General features: G+C 65.2%; 17 protein-coding genes. 7 read left to right on the top strand and 10 right to left on the bottom strand.

The features are described from left to right. Nucleotides 1-132: 132 nt before the first annotated feature. The 3 genes from FJ988_RS12320 to FJ988_RS12310 are packed head-to-tail and all read right to left on the bottom strand — an operon-like array spanning nucleotide 133 to nucleotide 2,853. Nucleotides 133-1,026, bottom strand: a complete 894-nt coding sequence (locus FJ988_RS12320; RefSeq protein ID WP_181183515.1) for an SDR family oxidoreductase — start codon at nucleotides 1,024-1,026, stop codon at nucleotides 133-135. Nucleotides 1,027-1,034: 8 nt separating this feature from the next. After that, nucleotides 1,035-2,180 carry a tRNA epoxyqueuosine(34) reductase QueG gene (gene queG / locus FJ988_RS12315; RefSeq protein ID WP_140817916.1) on the bottom strand — a complete coding sequence of 382 codons (1,146 nt, stop codon included), beginning with the start codon at nucleotides 2,178-2,180 and terminating at the stop codon, nucleotides 1,035-1,037. Further along, the gene (locus tag FJ988_RS12310; protein ID WP_140817914.1) at nucleotides 2,161-2,853 is read right to left on the bottom strand and encodes a glutathione S-transferase family protein; all 693 of its coding nucleotides are present in this window, start codon (nucleotides 2,851-2,853) and stop codon (nucleotides 2,161-2,163) included. The genes queG and FJ988_RS12310 overlap by 20 nt, the downstream gene beginning before the upstream one ends. Before the next feature lie 163 nt (nucleotides 2,854-3,016). On the opposite strand from FJ988_RS12310, the gene FJ988_RS12305 reads away from it, so the two are divergent. Next, complete coding sequence (locus tag FJ988_RS12305; RefSeq protein ID WP_140817912.1) at nucleotides 3,017-3,823, top strand: undecaprenyl-diphosphate phosphatase; 807 nt, start codon at nucleotides 3,017-3,019, stop codon at nucleotides 3,821-3,823. 4 nt (nucleotides 3,824-3,827) lie between these two features. On the opposite strand, the gene FJ988_RS12300 is transcribed toward FJ988_RS12305, so the two are convergent. Together FJ988_RS12300 and rsmI are read right to left on the bottom strand one after the other, a co-directional pair. Beyond that, complete coding sequence (locus FJ988_RS12300) at nucleotides 3,828-4,205, bottom strand: YraN family protein (RefSeq protein ID WP_140817910.1); 378 nt, start codon at nucleotides 4,203-4,205, stop codon at nucleotides 3,828-3,830. Continuing rightward, the gene (gene rsmI / locus FJ988_RS12295) at nucleotides 4,198-5,094 is read right to left on the bottom strand and encodes a 16S rRNA (cytidine(1402)-2'-O)-methyltransferase (protein WP_181183514.1); all 897 of its coding nucleotides are present in this window, start codon (nucleotides 5,092-5,094) and stop codon (nucleotides 4,198-4,200) included. Before rsmI ends, FJ988_RS12300 begins: the two co-directional genes overlap by 8 nt. Nucleotides 5,095-5,251: 157 nt before the next feature. On the opposite strand from rsmI, the gene FJ988_RS12290 reads away from it, so the two are divergent. Beyond that, a complete protein-coding gene (locus FJ988_RS12290) occupies nucleotides 5,252-5,440 on the top strand; it encodes a hypothetical protein (protein ID WP_140817906.1) in 189 nt (62 codons plus the stop codon). A 211-nt stretch (nucleotides 5,441-5,651) separates the two neighbouring features. Here FJ988_RS12290 and FJ988_RS12285 read toward each other — a convergent pair whose 3' ends face one another. Genes FJ988_RS12285 through rph form a run of 5 tightly spaced genes read right to left on the bottom strand, consistent with a single transcriptional unit; the run spans nucleotide 5,652 to nucleotide 8,957 of the window. Next, nucleotides 5,652-5,972, bottom strand: a complete 321-nt coding sequence (locus tag FJ988_RS12285) for a low molecular weight protein tyrosine phosphatase family protein (RefSeq protein ID WP_140817904.1) — start codon at nucleotides 5,970-5,972, stop codon at nucleotides 5,652-5,654. Nucleotides 5,973-5,975: 3 nt separating this feature from the next. Next, nucleotides 5,976-7,154 (bottom strand): radical SAM family heme chaperone HemW, encoded by a 1,179-nt coding sequence (gene hemW, locus FJ988_RS12280; protein ID WP_140817902.1) that lies wholly within the window; start codon nucleotides 7,152-7,154, stop codon nucleotides 5,976-5,978. After that, nucleotides 7,151-7,813: an RdgB/HAM1 family non-canonical purine NTP pyrophosphatase gene (gene rdgB, locus FJ988_RS12275; RefSeq protein WP_140817900.1), complete on the bottom strand. Its 663-nt coding sequence runs from the start codon at nucleotides 7,811-7,813 to the stop codon at nucleotides 7,151-7,153. The genes hemW and rdgB overlap by 4 nt, the downstream gene beginning before the upstream one ends. Further along, nucleotides 7,813-8,232: a VOC family protein gene (locus FJ988_RS12270; RefSeq protein ID WP_140817898.1), complete on the bottom strand. Its 420-nt coding sequence runs from the start codon at nucleotides 8,230-8,232 to the stop codon at nucleotides 7,813-7,815. Before FJ988_RS12270 ends, rdgB begins: the two co-directional genes overlap by 1 nt. An 8-nt stretch (nucleotides 8,233-8,240) precedes the next feature. Further along, nucleotides 8,241-8,957, bottom strand: a complete 717-nt coding sequence (gene rph, locus FJ988_RS12265; RefSeq protein ID WP_140817896.1) for a ribonuclease PH — start codon at nucleotides 8,955-8,957, stop codon at nucleotides 8,241-8,243. Nucleotides 8,958-9,104: 147 nt separating this feature from the next. Between rph and hrcA the strand changes: the two genes are divergently transcribed. The 5 genes from hrcA (at nucleotide 9,105) to cysK (ending at nucleotide 13,724) form a co-directional block, all read left to right on the top strand. Then, nucleotides 9,105-10,202: a heat-inducible transcriptional repressor HrcA gene (gene hrcA / locus FJ988_RS12260; RefSeq protein WP_140817894.1), complete on the top strand. Its 1,098-nt coding sequence runs from the start codon at nucleotides 9,105-9,107 to the stop codon at nucleotides 10,200-10,202. Nucleotides 10,203-10,238: 36 nt separating this feature from the next. After that, entirely contained in the window at nucleotides 10,239-10,436 is a 198-nt protein-coding gene (locus tag FJ988_RS12255) for a hypothetical protein (protein WP_140817892.1), read from the top strand. Nucleotides 10,437-10,474: 38 nt separating this feature from the next. Continuing rightward, complete coding sequence (locus FJ988_RS12250) at nucleotides 10,475-11,818, top strand: sorbosone dehydrogenase family protein (RefSeq protein ID WP_140817890.1); 1,344 nt, start codon at nucleotides 10,475-10,477, stop codon at nucleotides 11,816-11,818. 118 nt (nucleotides 11,819-11,936) lie between these two features. After that, nucleotides 11,937-12,554, top strand: coding sequence for a LysE family translocator (locus tag FJ988_RS12245; RefSeq protein ID WP_140817888.1), 618 nt, complete (start codon nucleotides 11,937-11,939; stop codon nucleotides 12,552-12,554). A 189-nt stretch (nucleotides 12,555-12,743) separates the two neighbouring features. Next, nucleotides 12,744-13,724, top strand: coding sequence for a cysteine synthase A (gene cysK, locus FJ988_RS12240; protein ID WP_140817886.1), 981 nt, complete (start codon nucleotides 12,744-12,746; stop codon nucleotides 13,722-13,724). The last annotated feature ends 47 nt before the right edge of the window (nucleotides 13,725-13,771 follow it).

Raw genomic sequence — 13,771 nt, 5'->3', positions numbered from 1 at the left:
ACCCCCCAGTCTAAGCTCCGACGCGGTCGATCAGGCGCGAATCATACCATGTCCTGCGGCTCGCTTCGATCATCAGCGACTTTAATCAAAGAAGGATGATGTCGTCCGAAAACCGCTTCACACTTTTCGGCATCATCCTCTGATCGCGCTGCGCGGCTCGCCGTTGCGCCAATCCCCGTCCGCCCACATCCGGTCCAGCGCCACGCGATAATTCGGGTAGCGGAAGCGATAGCCGGCGGCCTTGATGGCCGCGTTGGCGACGCGCTTGTTCTCGCCGTAGAAGGAGCGGGCCATGGGCGAAAGCTCCGCGGTTTCGAAGGGGATTTCCGGCGGCGGCTCCACGCCCATCAGCCCGGCGGCGTAAGTCACGACATGCTGCGGCGGCGCCGGCTCGTCGTCGGTGACGTTGAAGATGCCGCCGAGGATCTTCTGCGCCAGCAGCCAGAGCGCGCCGGCAATGTCGTCGCAATGGATGCGGTTGAACACCTGGCCGGGTTTCACCAGCCGCCGCGCGGTGCCATCCTCGAGATTGATCAGTGCGTTGCGGCCGGGGCCGTAAATGCCGGAAAGGCGCAGGATCGCCACCGGCTTGCCGACTGCTCGGCCAAGATCGAGCCATTGCTGCTCGGCCGCGACCCGCATCACCGAACGCTTCGACACCGGCTTGCATTCGGCCGTTTCGTCCACCCAGGCGCCGCCATGGTCGCCATAGACGCCGACGGTGGAGAGATAGCCGATCCATTGCAGCGCCGGCATTTTTGCCTGGATCGCCGCGCCGACCGCGTTCAGCACCGGGTCGCCGGTTTCATCGGGCGCCACCGAAATCACGAGATGCGTGGTTTTCGCCAGCGCGTCCTCGATTTCCCCGATCACGGCGCCGTCGAACAGCAGCGGCTCGATGCCGGCCAGCCTCAGCGCGTCGAACTTTTCCATTGAACGGGTCGTGCCGAGGACCGGAACGCCCTGCCGGTTGGCGCGGCCAAACGCCTTGCCGGAATAACCCGCGCCGAAAATCAAAACCTGCATATCGCCCCTCAATGAACCCCAGCCGGATCCGCCGACAACCATTCGTCACGCACCGTCGCGTCGTTCTCGGCTTTGACGGCCGTGACGGCAAGGTCGGCAAATTCGCGGGTGGAAAGCAGTCGCGACAGGGCCCAGATTGCCGCACCCCGCACCAGCGGCGAGGCGTCATCGAGCAGACCGCGCACGATGGGCGCCAGTGAAGCATCGCCGGAATTGCCGGCGGCGATCAGCACGTTGCGGACAAAGCGGTCGCGGCCGATGCGCTTGATCGGCGAGCCCGAGAAGAAGGCGCGGAAGGCCGCATCGTCGAGCGCCAGCAGCTGCGAAAGCTTCGGCTCGCGCAAATCGGCGCGCGCGGCCAGCTTGGCTTCGGAGGCGGCGGAGGCGAATTTGTTCCACGGACAGGCGGCCAGGCAATCGTCGCAGCCATAGATGCGATTTCCCATCTTTTCGCGGAATTCGAGCGGGATCGGCCCCTTGTTCTCGATGGTGAGGTAGGAGATGCAGCGCCGCGCATCGAGCCGGTAGGGTGCCGGAAAGGCTTCGGTCGGGCAGGCATCGAGGCAGGCGCGGCAGGAGCCGCAATGGTCGATCTCGGCCTTGTCCGGCCCGAGCTCGGCGGTGGTGAAGATGGTGCCGAGGAACAGCCACGAGCCATGCTCGCGGCTGACCAGATTGGTGTGCTTGCCCTGCCAGCCGAGCCCCGCCGCTTCCGCCAACGGCTTCTCCATCACCGGCGCGGTGTCGACAAAGACCTTCACGTCGCCGCCGGCCCTTGCCACGATCTTGCCGGCGATCTCCTTCAGCCGGCCTTTCATCACGTCGTGATAGTCGCGGTTCTGCGCGTAGACCGAGATCGCGCCGCGCTCGCGACGTCCCTGCAGCAGACGCGGATCGTGGTCCGGCCCGTAATTCATCGCCAGCACGACGATCGAGCGCACCTCTGGCCACAGCGTCGAAGGTTCGCTGCGCCGCTCGAGCGTCTCGGCGATCCAGTCCATCGAGCCGTGAAAGCCGTCGGCGACGAATTCGGCGAGACGTGCAGGCGCCAGCGGGATCGCGTCCGGCCTGGTCACGGCGACGGCCTCGAAGCCGGCGCGGCGCGCCTCGGCGTCGATCAGCGCGCGCAATTTCTCAGAAGTCGAGGTCCGCATAATGCGACACCGGCGACAGGCCGCGCACCCGGTCGGTGAGCAGCGGCCTAAACGACGGCCGCGACTTCACGCGGGTATACCATTCGCGCGCGGCGGCATGCTCGCGCCAGTCGATCTCCCCAAGATAGTCGAGCACCGACAGCGTCGCCGCCGCCGCGAGATCGGCATAGGTCACCTTGTTGCCGGCCAGCCAGTGGCGGGTGCCGGCCAGCCAGTTGGTGTATTTCATGTGCTGGCGGATGTTGGCGCGGGCGGCACGGATCGCCGCCGAATCGGGCGAGCCGCCGCCGGCCGTCTCCGGCATCACCGGCTTCAGCACGCGCTCGCGCACCAGATGGCGGGTGACCTCGCTTTCGGCCTTGTTGAGATACCAGTCGGTCAGCCGGCGGATTTCGGCGCGCTGCATCGGGTCTTCGGCGAACAGGCGCTTGTCGCGCTTCAGAACGCCGCGCGTCTCGTCGAGATATTCGGCGATCACGACAGCGCCGACAATCGGCACATCGCCTTCGGCCAGCAGGATCGGCAGCGTGCCGGCCGGGTTCAGCGCCAGGAACTCCTTGCGCCTGGTCCACGGCTTTTCCTCGATCAGCGCCAGCTCCTCGCCATATTCGCCGAAGGCGAGGCGGACGAACCGGCAGGTGGAAAACATCGGATGGTGGAAAAGCGTCAGCATGGTTCCGCGATGATAGGGCGCACTGGCGAATCGTTACCCGCGCCGGTAAGTCTTGGCTGCCCGATTCCAGGGGCTGTCATGGGTGTTGCGACCTATAGGGACACTTCCGCCCCATGACAAGCAAGCCCTTCCCTTAGCCATCGTCCAAGATCAGAGGTTGCCAATGGAAAGCCAGACCATCGTCGAAGCGCTGCTGCTTGGGCTTTTGGAGGGCCTGACCGAGTTCATTCCGGTCTCCTCGACCGGCCATATCCTGCTCGCCGGCCACTTCCTCGGCTTCCATTCCACCGGAAAGGCTTTCGAGATACTGATCCAGCTCGGCGCGATCCTGGCCATATTGAGTGTCTATTTCGGCAAGCTATGGCAGATGCTGACCAAGCTGCCCAGCGACCCGCAGACCCGGCATTTCGTCATCGGCATCCTGGTCGCATTCCTGCCGGCCGCCATCCTCGGCGCGCTGGCACATGATTTCATCAAGACCATCCTGTTCGAATCGCCGCGGCTAATCTGCATCATGCTGATCATCGGCGGCGTCGTGCTGCTCGTCGTCGACCGCATCAATTTCAAGCCGGTGCATCACGATGTCGAGCGCTTCCCGTTGAGCCTTTATCTTAAAATCGGCCTGTTCCAGTGCCTGTCGCTGATCCCCGGCACCTCGCGCTCCGGCTCGACCATCGTCGGCGCGCTGCTGATGGGCGTCGACAAGCGCGCGGCGGCGGAATTCTCATTCTTCCTCGCCATGCCGACCATGGTCGGCGCCTTCGTCTTCGACCTCTACAAGAACCGCAACGTGCTGACCTCGGCGGATCTCCCGATCATTTCCGTCGGCTTCATCGCCGCCTTCATCACCGCGCTCATCGTCGTGCGCTTCCTGCTCGATTACGTCTCGAAGAACGGCTATTCGCTGTTCGGCTGGTGGCGGCTGGTGGTCGGCGGGCTCGGGCTGCTGGCGCTGATGGTGTGGGGGTGAACCCTCAATTCCTCCCATAAAACGCGTTCTCGACATGCACCGGCCAGCGCCAGGGCAGCACCGCGACCATATCGAAACGCAGCGAAAGCCTGCCATAGTCGGGCTGGCGTGACAGCCAGATATCGGCGGCGCCTTCGATGCGGCGCTCCGATTCATGGCCGATCGCTTCCATGGCCTCGATCAGCGTGCGCCGCGCCTTGACCTCGACGAACAGCACGAGATCGCCGCGCCTGGCGATAAGATCGATCTCGCCGAGCTTGGTGCGGTGGCGGCGAGCCAGGATGCGATAGCCTTTCAGCATCAGTGCCAGCGCCGCCAGCCATTCGCCGCGATGCCCGCGCCGATAGGCCTTTCGGCGATTGCCCGCCGAACGCTTAGCCACCGTCGCCTTCCCTAAGCTCCAGCAGCCGCCGGTAAAGCGCCTGTTTCTGCCCGCCGGTCATTTTCGCCGCTTCCGCCGCCGCCTTGGACGCCGGCATTTCGGCGGCCAGCGACAGCAACAGCCGGTCGATATCGGCAGGCTGTTCTTCCCCGGCCTCCGGCGGGCCGACGCAGATGACGATCTCGCCCTTCGGCGTGTCGGCGGCGGCATAGTGGCCGGCGAGCGCGGCAAGCGTGCCGGTCCGCATCTCCTCGAAGGTCTTGGTCAGCTCGCGGCCGATGGCGGCCTTGCGTTCGCCGCCGAGCGCTTCGACCATAGCTGCAAGCGTCTCGGCCAGCCGTCTTGGCGATTCGAAGAAGATCAGCGTTGCCGGCACCGCCTTGAATGTCTCGAGCTTGGTCAGCCGCTGCCCGGTCTTCACCGGCAGGAAGCCGGCGAACAGGAAGGCATCGGACGGCAGCCCGGAAGCCGTCAGTGCGGCGAGCGCCGCCGAAGGCCCGGGGATCGGCACGACGCGGATGCCATGCTCCAGCGCCTCGCCGACCAGCCGGTAGCCGGGATCGGACACTAGCGGCGTGCCGGCGTCCGAGATCAGCGCCACGCTTTGTCCGGCCTGCAAAGCCTCGATGAGCTTCGGCCCGGCCTCGGCGGCATTGTGCTCGTGATAGGCGGTGGTGCGGCGGCGGATGCCGTAGCGTTCGAGCAGCACGCGCGAGACGCGGGTGTCCTCGCAGGCGACGATATCGGCGGCGGCCAGCGTCTCCAGCGCGCGCAGCGTGATGTCGGCGAGATTGCCGATCGGCGTCGCCACCAGATAGAGCGCGGGCTGAAGCGGCCGCGCCACGATCTCGCTCTGCCCGATCAGATAGCTGCGTTTTTCGCCGGTCAAGGATAACCCTCCGTTCACCCTCTTTGGCATGGCTGACGGCCTGTTGCAAAACGTGAGGTCGGGTCGATGAAATCGCCATGCCTTTGCCACAGTGCGGAACCAGACCGGCACCAGCGAATTTCATCCCTGATTCCCCGGGAGGAGGCAGGACCGGACGATGCCCAATCGCTTCGACATTTTCATCAGCAAACTTGAGACCAAAACCGCCCGCGAGGGCATCCCGCCGCATCCGATCGCCGCGCAGCAAGGCGCGCGCCGCGACAAGGCCGATTTGAAGCCGGTCCGCCACGGCGAAGCGCATGGCGAGAAGACCCGCGGCAAGCACCGCCAGAAGCACGACGCTTAGACAAGCAGGACCCTTCGCGATCTCGCGTTTCGTCATTCCAGGGCGAAGCAAGGAGCGAAGCGACGCGCGCAAACCCTGGAATCCATGCCGTTACATCGAAGCGCCACCAGCGGTGCAGAATTCTGCCCGGCCGCACCCTTCGTGTAGGTCACGGCGTGGATTCTCGGGTCAAGCCCGAGAATGACGAACGCGCTGAGGAGCGCCACAGCCTTCAAAGGTATCGAGGCACCTTCGCCTCCAATAACCGCACCAGCTCCGGATCCATGAATTCGTAGTCGTCCGGAATATCCAGGCAGATGACCCGGGCGCCCTTCAGGCTCGACCGGAACTTCTTCTGCAGCTTGGCGCGATGCGCCTTTTCCATGACGAAGATGGTGTCGGCCCAGGCGACCAGCTCATGCGTCAGCGGATTATCGGCGTCGTGATTGGTGCCGGCCGATTCGACCTCGATGTCGCGGCGTTTGGAAAACACCTGCTCGGCGGTTGGGCTGCGCAGGCGGTTCTGGCTGCAGACGAAGAGGATTTTCTTCAAAGGCTATCGTGCCAGATCCGCTACGACGGCATCCAGCACGATCATGCCGGCGGTCGTGGCGCGCAGCCTTGCATTGCCGACCGGCGCCACCAGCCCTTCCTCTTGCAGCACCGAAAGCCGATCCGTCGAAAGGCTGCGCCCGGCAAACGTCTCGTAGCGCTGCAGGTCGATGCCTTCGGCAAGCCGCAGCCCCATCAGCAGGAACTCGTCTGCTTCCTCCGAGCGCGTCAGAATCTCGCCGCCGGTGACGCCGTGGCCCTTGGCCTCGACCAGATTGGCCCAGGTCTCCGGCATCCTCTCCGCGACCGTCACGGTGCGGCGGCCGTTCTCGACGAAGCGGCCATGCGCGCCCGGTCCGACGCCGACATATTCGCCATAGCGCCAATAGGTCAGATTGTGCCGGCTCTCGGCGCCTGGACGTGCGTGATTGGAGATCTCGTAGGCCGGCAGGCCGTGCGCCGCCGTCACCTCCTGCGTCAGCGCATAAAGGTCGGCGGCGTGGTCGTTGTCGGGCAGCGTGAATTTTCGGGCCGCGTAAAGCGCGTGGAAGGGCGTGCCTTCCTCGATGGTGAGCTGGTAGAGCGACAAATGGTCGACGGCATAGCCGATCGCCTGTTCGAGCTCCGCGCCCCATTCCTCCGGCGTCTGGCCGGGCCGGGCGTAGATCAGGTCGAAGGACAGGCGCGGAAAAATCTCGCGCGCCAAGCTGATCGCATGCAAGGCTTCCTCGACATTGTGCAGCCGGCCGAGGAAGCGCAAATCCTTGTCGTTCAGCGCCTGCACGCCGAGCGAAACCCGGTTGACGCCGGCGGCGCGATAGCCGCGGAAACGCTCGGCCTCGACCGAAGACGGGTTTGCCTCCAGGGTCACTTCGATGCCGGCAGGCACCGTCCAGTTCTTCGCCACGGCGTCCAGCACCGCGCCCACCGTTTCCGGCTTCATCAGCGACGGGGTGCCGCCGCCGAGGAAGATGCTGGTCACCTCGCGCGGGCCGGTGCGATCGCGCATGGTCTTGAGCTCGGTCTCGAAGGCGCGCGCGAAGCGCTCCTGGTCGACCGGCTGGTGGCGGACATGGCTGTTGAAGTCGCAATAAGGGCATTTGGCCGCGCAGAACGGCCAATGGATGTAGACGCCGAAGCCGGGGCTGCGGTCGAGTTGCATCGTCTGGCCGGTCCCGATCATTCCGAACCGAGCCCGGCCAGGTCCAGTCGAGCCTGGGCAAATTTCTGGAAGGCGCGGGCGCGGTGCGAAAGCGCGGTCGCCTGTCCAGGCTTCCAGCCGTGTTTTTCTTCCGCACTCATCTCGCCGAACGTCTTGTCGAAGCCATTGGGCAGGAACACTGGATCATAGCCGAAGCCGAGCGTGCCGCGCGGCGGCCACACCAGCGTGCCTTCCGCTTCGCCGCGGTAATATTCCGCCTCGCCGTTCGGGAACGCCAGGCAGATGACAGCGACGAAGCGGCCGGTGCGCTCAGCGGGCCCGGTCGCGCCGGCATCCTGCAGGGCGGTCTCCGTCTTCTGCATCGCCATGCCGAAATCCCTGCTGCCGTCCGGCTTTTCCGCCCAGTTGGCGGTGTAGACGCCCGGCGCGCCGCCAAGCGCATCGACGCAAAGTCCGGAATCGTCGGACATCGCCGGCAGGCCGGTCGCCTTGGCGGCCGCGAAGGCCTTGATATAGGCGTTTTCCTCGAAGGTCGTGCCGGTCTCGTCCGGTTCCGGCAGGCCGTACTCCTTGGCCGACTTCGCCTCGAAGCCGAACGGGCCCATCAAATCGGCGAATTCGCGCAGCTTTCCGGCATTGTGGCTGGCGACGACGATCTTTCGTCCGTTCAGGGAATGCATCAGAGACCCCAGATCCTCGGTTCGGCGAACTCGATCGAATTGCCCGACGGGTCGCGGATATAGATCGAGCGCCCGCCTTGCGGCCATTCGAAATCGCTTTCGATGGCGATGTCTTTCGCGGCGAGACGGTTCCGCCATTCGGCGATCTCGTCGGCGCTGGCGGCAAAACAAAGATGCCCCTCGCCGACCGTGCCGTGGGGAGGCACCTGCAGCCTTGCATCCGGCGCCGGCGGGATTCTTGTCGCCTCGGCGTTGAAGAGCAGCAGCACGCCGTCGCCGCAGCGAAAGAAGACGTGGCGGCCTTCGACCTTGCCCAGCGGCTCGAGGCCGATGATGTCGCGGTAGAAGGCTTCCGCGGCGGTCAGATCGGTGACGTATAGCGCCGATTCCAGAATTGCGGAGGGGCCCGGGCTCGGCATTCGAAAACCTACGCCACCGCCATCTGCTGCAAGCTCACCAGCCGCGAAATGCCCTTTTTCGCCAGGCCCATCAGCGCCGCGAACTGATCCTCGGAGAACGGCTCGCCCTCGGCGGTGCCCTGGATCTCGACGATGCCGCCCTTGCCGGTCATGACGAAATTGGCGTCGGTGCCGGCGGACGAATCCTCCAGATAGTCGAGGTCGATGACCGGCTGGCCGTCATGGATGCCGCAGGAAATCGCCGCGACATGGTCCTTCAGCACCTTGGAAACGCTGGCCATCTGGCGCGCTTCCATCCAGCGCAGGCAGTCATGGAGCGCCACCCAGCCGCCGGTGATCGAGGCGGTGCGGGTGCCGCCGTCGGCCTGGATGACGTCGCAGTCGACGGTGATCTGCTGTTCGCCCAGCGCCTGCAGGTCGACCACGGCGCGCAGCGAACGGCCGATCAGCCGCTGTATTTCCAGCGTGCGGCCGCCCTGCTTGCCGGCGGAAGCCTCACGCCGCATGCGCTCGCCGGTCGAGCGCGGGAGCATGCCGTATTCGGCCGTCACCCAGCCCTTGCCGGAATTTCGCATCCAGGCCGGGACTTTTTCCTCCAGGCTCGCCGTACATAGGACATGCGTGTCGCCGAACTTCACCAGGCAGGAGCCTTCGGCGTGTTTGGATACGCCGCGCTCGAAGGAGATGGCGCGCATTTCGTCGGCTTGGCGTTTGGAGGGGCGCATTCGGCCTGCTTTCCTGTCGGTTCCGGAATCGTGGCCGGCTTGTAGACGCATGCGGGGCAAGTCGCAAAGGAAAACCCGCAAACGCGGCACCGGGTTGCGCCGCGCTGGCTTAAGTCTATATCCTTTCCACAGGAGGTTTTCGCCGGGATGAACAAACCAGTCGATCCGACGTCGCAGGGGTCAGGGCTGCAATCGCCCGTGCTGCAGTCGCTCGACATGCGTTCGCGCGACATCTTCAGGCGGATCGTCGATTCTTATCTGCGCGACGGCGAGCCGGTCGGCTCGCGCAGCCTGTCGCGCATCCTGCCCTCCTCGCTGTCGCCGGCCACCATCCGCAACGTGATGAGCGACCTGGAACATCTGGGGCTGATCTACGCGCCGCACATCTCGGCCGGACGCCTGCCGACGCAGACCGGCCTGCGCTTTTTCGTCGATGCCTTCATGGAGCTCGGCGACCTGTCGGACGAAGAACGCCGCATCATCGAGGCGCAGGTGCGCGCCTCCGGCTCCGGCGCGACGCTGGAGCACATGCTGACCGAGGCCAGCCAGATGCTGTCCGGCATGTCGCGCGGCGCCGGCCTGGTGCTCGCCTCGAAGAACGAAGTGGCGCTGAAGCATATCGAATTCATCCAGCTGGAACCCACCAAGGCACTCGCGGTGATGGTGTCGCAGAATGGCGATGTCGAGAACCGTGTCGTCGACCTGCCGGCCGGCATCACGGTGTCGCAGTTGCATGAGGCCTCGAACTTCCTCAATGCCCATATCCGCGGACGCACGCTGGCCGAGGCGCGCATCGAGATCGCCCGCATCAAGGACGAGACCCGGGCGGCGCTGGACACGCTGTCGCAGGACCTGGTCGAGAAGGGCCTTGCGGTGTGGGCCGGCGCCGAAAGCGGCCTGCCGGCGCGCCTCATCGTGCGCGGCCGCGCCAATCTCTTGGAAAACGTCACCGCGCAGGCCGATCTGGAGCTGCTGCGGCACCTGTTCGAGGACCTGGAGACGCAGGACGGGCTGCTGCAACTGCTCGACCTCGCCGAGGAAGGGCCGGGCGTGCGCATCTTCATCGGCTCGGAGAACAAGCTGTTTTCGTTGTCCGGCTCGTCGCTTGTGGTGGCGCCCTATCGCGACAAGGATGCCCGCGTCATCGGCGCGCTCGGCGTCATCGGCCCGACGCGGCTGAATTACGCCCGCATCGTTCCGATGGTCGACTACACGGCGCAACTGATCTCCCGGATGCTGAGGTAAATCTGGAGGCGGCGACCGCCGCAAGGAGAGTGCGAGATGGCGTTGGAATCGCTGAAGGCCCAGATCAGCCTGCTGCTTGAGGAAATGGTCAACCAGCCCGAGGACGAGCACGAGATCCAGGAGCAGCTGCGCGAGAAATTGCGCGAGCTGCGCGCCATGGGCCTGCCCTTGCCCGCCGACCTCGTCGAACTGGAACAGCGCCTCGACGACGACCTGGATGCCGAGGAGGCCTGAGCCCGGCCCTCGTCGTTGGCGAGCCACGGAGGAACAGCATGATGCAGATTGCCGGCCTTGCGGGCCTCGCGCTGGTCCTTGCCGGCAGCGCCCTCGCGCAGCAGGCCGATCAACCCCTGCTCAGCGGCGAGAAGGCTTTCGGCGACTGGACGGCCGACCGCCCAGGCGTTCGCAGGCTGCTGAAACCTGAAGATCTGCAAAAACCCTATGTGACGGAGTCTGCTTCAAACAGCAGCGATGTCACCGATCGCCCCGAGGACGCCAGGCCGAAACTTCCGCCTGGCTTCTCCGCCGAGCTCGTCGCTTCCGGCATCGACAATCCTCGTGTCGTACGCGTGGCGCCGAATGGCGACCTCTTCGTCGCCGACAGCATGTCGAACCAGATACGCGTCTACCGCCTTGCCGAAGGCAGCGCCAAGCCCGCCGAGGCGTCGATCTTCGCCAAGGGCCTGACCCGGCCCTATGGCATCGCCTTCTATCCGCCTGGCGATAAGCCGCAATGGGTCTATGTCGCCAACAGCAACAGCGTCGTGCGATTCCCCTATCGCGATGGCGACCTCGAAGCGTCCGGCCAGCCGGAAACCATCGTCGCAAAGATCCCGGCCAGCCATCACTGGACGCGCGACATCGCCTTCTCGGCCGACGGCAAGACGCTCTACCTCTCGGTCGGCTCCGGCTCCAACATCGCCGAGGATATGGGCGGCGAGCCGAAGGGCGGCCTCGAAGACTGGGCGAAAGTACAGCCGCTGGGCGCCGCCTGGGGTTCGGAACAGGGCCGCGCCGACGTGCTGGCCTTCGATCCCGACGGCAACAACCGCAGGACCGTCGCCACCGGCCTGCGCAACTGCTCCGGCATGAGCGTGCAGCCGGCGACAGGGGCGCTCTGGTGTGTCGTCAACGAGCGCGACGAGCTCGGCGACGATGTCCCCTTCGAATATGCCACCGCGGTGAAGGACGGCGCCTTCTATGGCTGGCCCTGGTATTACATCGGCGGCAATGAGGACCCGCGCTACAAAGGCGCACGCCCCGATCTTGCCGGCAAGGTCACGCTGCCCGACGTGCTGATCCAGGCGCATTCGGCCCCGCTCAACATCGCCTTCTATGACGGCGCCAACTTCCCGGCCGACTATCTGGGTGATGCGTTCGTCGCGCTGCACGGCTCGTGGAACCGCAATGTCCGCACAGGTTACAAGGTGGTGCGGCTGAAATTCAAGGACGGCAAGCCGACCGGCGAGTATGAGGATTTCGCCACCGGCTTCGTAATTTCCGACGACGAGGTCTGGGGCCGGCCGGTCGGCGTGGCCGTCGCCAAGGATGGCGCGCTGATCCTCACCGAGGACGGCAACGGCACCATCTGGCGCATCACCTATGGGCAGTCCTGAGATCGAGTAGGACGATCCGGTTGGCAGTCGGCGTCTGGTGCAATTGAAACCGGCCTCAGGGAATACATTCCCCACTGGTTTCATGCGAAAAGGGCGCCCGATCCTCGGACCTCCGCCTATGACACTCACCGGATTTGTCGCCTACAGTGCAACCCTTGCCATCGCCGCCGCGATTCCCGGCCCGGGCGTCACGGCGCTTGTCGCCCGCGCGCTCGGCTCCGGCTTTCGCTCGTCGCTCGCCATGTCGTTCGGCCTGATGCTTGGCGATCTGACCTATCTCACCGCCGTGGTGCTCGGGCTTGCCTTCGTCGCCCAGACCTTCGGCATGGTGTTCCTGGCCATCAAATGGGCTGGTGTCGCCTATCTCGCCTTCCTTGCCTGGCGCTTCTGGACGAGCGGCATCACGCCCGAGACCGTCGAGGCGCGGAAGGCCAAGGACGGGCTGGTGTCGAGTTTCATCGCCGGGCTGACGCTGACGCTCGGCAATCCGAAGACGATGATTTTCTACCTCGCCATCACGCCGACCATCGTCGACCTGAAGACGATCACGCTCGCCGACTACGCCATCCTGGCGGTGCTTACGGTCATCGTGCTGTTCGTGGTGCTGGTGCCCTATCTGGCTTTGGCCGCCAAGGCGCGCTGGTTCTTGAAATCGCCGCGTGCACTGAAGCTTTTGAACCGCACCGCCGCCGGTTTCATGATGGGCGCGGCAGCCGCGATCGCCGCAAGGCAATAGGCACCGATCTCAGCCGGTCTTGATTTCAGCCAAACCATTCCCGAAATCGGCCTGGCCGGAAAATGCATTTCCGGCGCGGGCCGGTTTTGAGCAACCGTCCCACTCGGATATTTTCGGCCGGCGGCCTATCTTGCGCGGCTGAAAGCCCTATTCTGTTTGCCAATTGCCTTTGCCTTGGGAGCGAGAACCATGAACAAGCCCGTCTCTTCCGCGCGCGTGCCCGGCCGCGGCCGCGTCTTCAATTCGATCACCGAGACGATCGGCGACACGCCGCTGGTCAGGCTGGACAAATTCGCCAAGGAGAAGGGCATCGTCGCCAACCTGATGGCCAAGCTCGAATTCTTCAACCCGATCGCTTCGGTCAAGGACCGCATCGGCGTTGCCATGATCGAGGCGCTGGAGGCGGCCGGCAAGATTGCGCCCGGCAAGACGACGCTGATCGAGCCGACCTCCGGCAACACCGGCATCGCGCTTGCCTTCGCCGCCGCCGCCAAGGGCTACAAGCTGATCCTCACCATGCCGGAGACGATGTCGGTGGAGCGGCGCAAGATGCTGGCGCTGCTCGGCGCCGAGCTGGTGCTGACCGAAGGGCCGAAAGGCATGAAGGGCGCCATCGCCAAGGCCGACGAGCTCGCCGCCACCCTGCCCAACGCCATCATCCCGCAGCAGTTCGAGAACCCGGCCAATCCGGAAATCCACCGCCGCACCACGGCCGAGGAGATCTGGAACGACACCCAGGGCGAGGTCGATATCTTCGTCGCCGGCATCGGCACCGGCGGCACCATCACCGGCGTCGGCCAGGTGCTGAAGAAGCGCAAGCCCGCGCTGCATGTCGTGGCCGTCGAGCCGGAAGCCTCGCCGGTGCTGTCGGGCGGCCAGCCAGGCCCGCACAAGATCCAGGGCATCGGCGCCGGCTTCGCGCCGAAGATCCTCGACACCTCGGTCTATGACGAGATCGTCCGGGTCTCCAACGAGGATTCCGTCGCCAATGCCCGCCTCGTCGCCCGCCTCGAAGGCGTGCCGGTCGGCATCTCGTCGGGTGCAGCACTCCAGGCCGCGATCGTCGTCGGCTCGCGGCCCGAGAACAAGGGCAAGAACCTTGTCGTCGTCATCCCGTCCTTCGCCGAGCGCTATCTGTCGACCATCCTGTTCGACGGACTGGGCGCCTGACACGTTGGACCGCTGAAAAGTCCGGGGCTGGCTTCCACCAGTGACTT

Source organism: Mesorhizobium sp. CU3 (assembly GCF_006442965.1).
Taxonomy (GTDB): Bacteria; Pseudomonadota; Alphaproteobacteria; order Rhizobiales; family Rhizobiaceae; genus Mesorhizobium.
The sequence above is the reverse complement of the archived record's forward strand: the minus strand, read 5'-3'. Positions and strand labels throughout refer to the sequence as shown.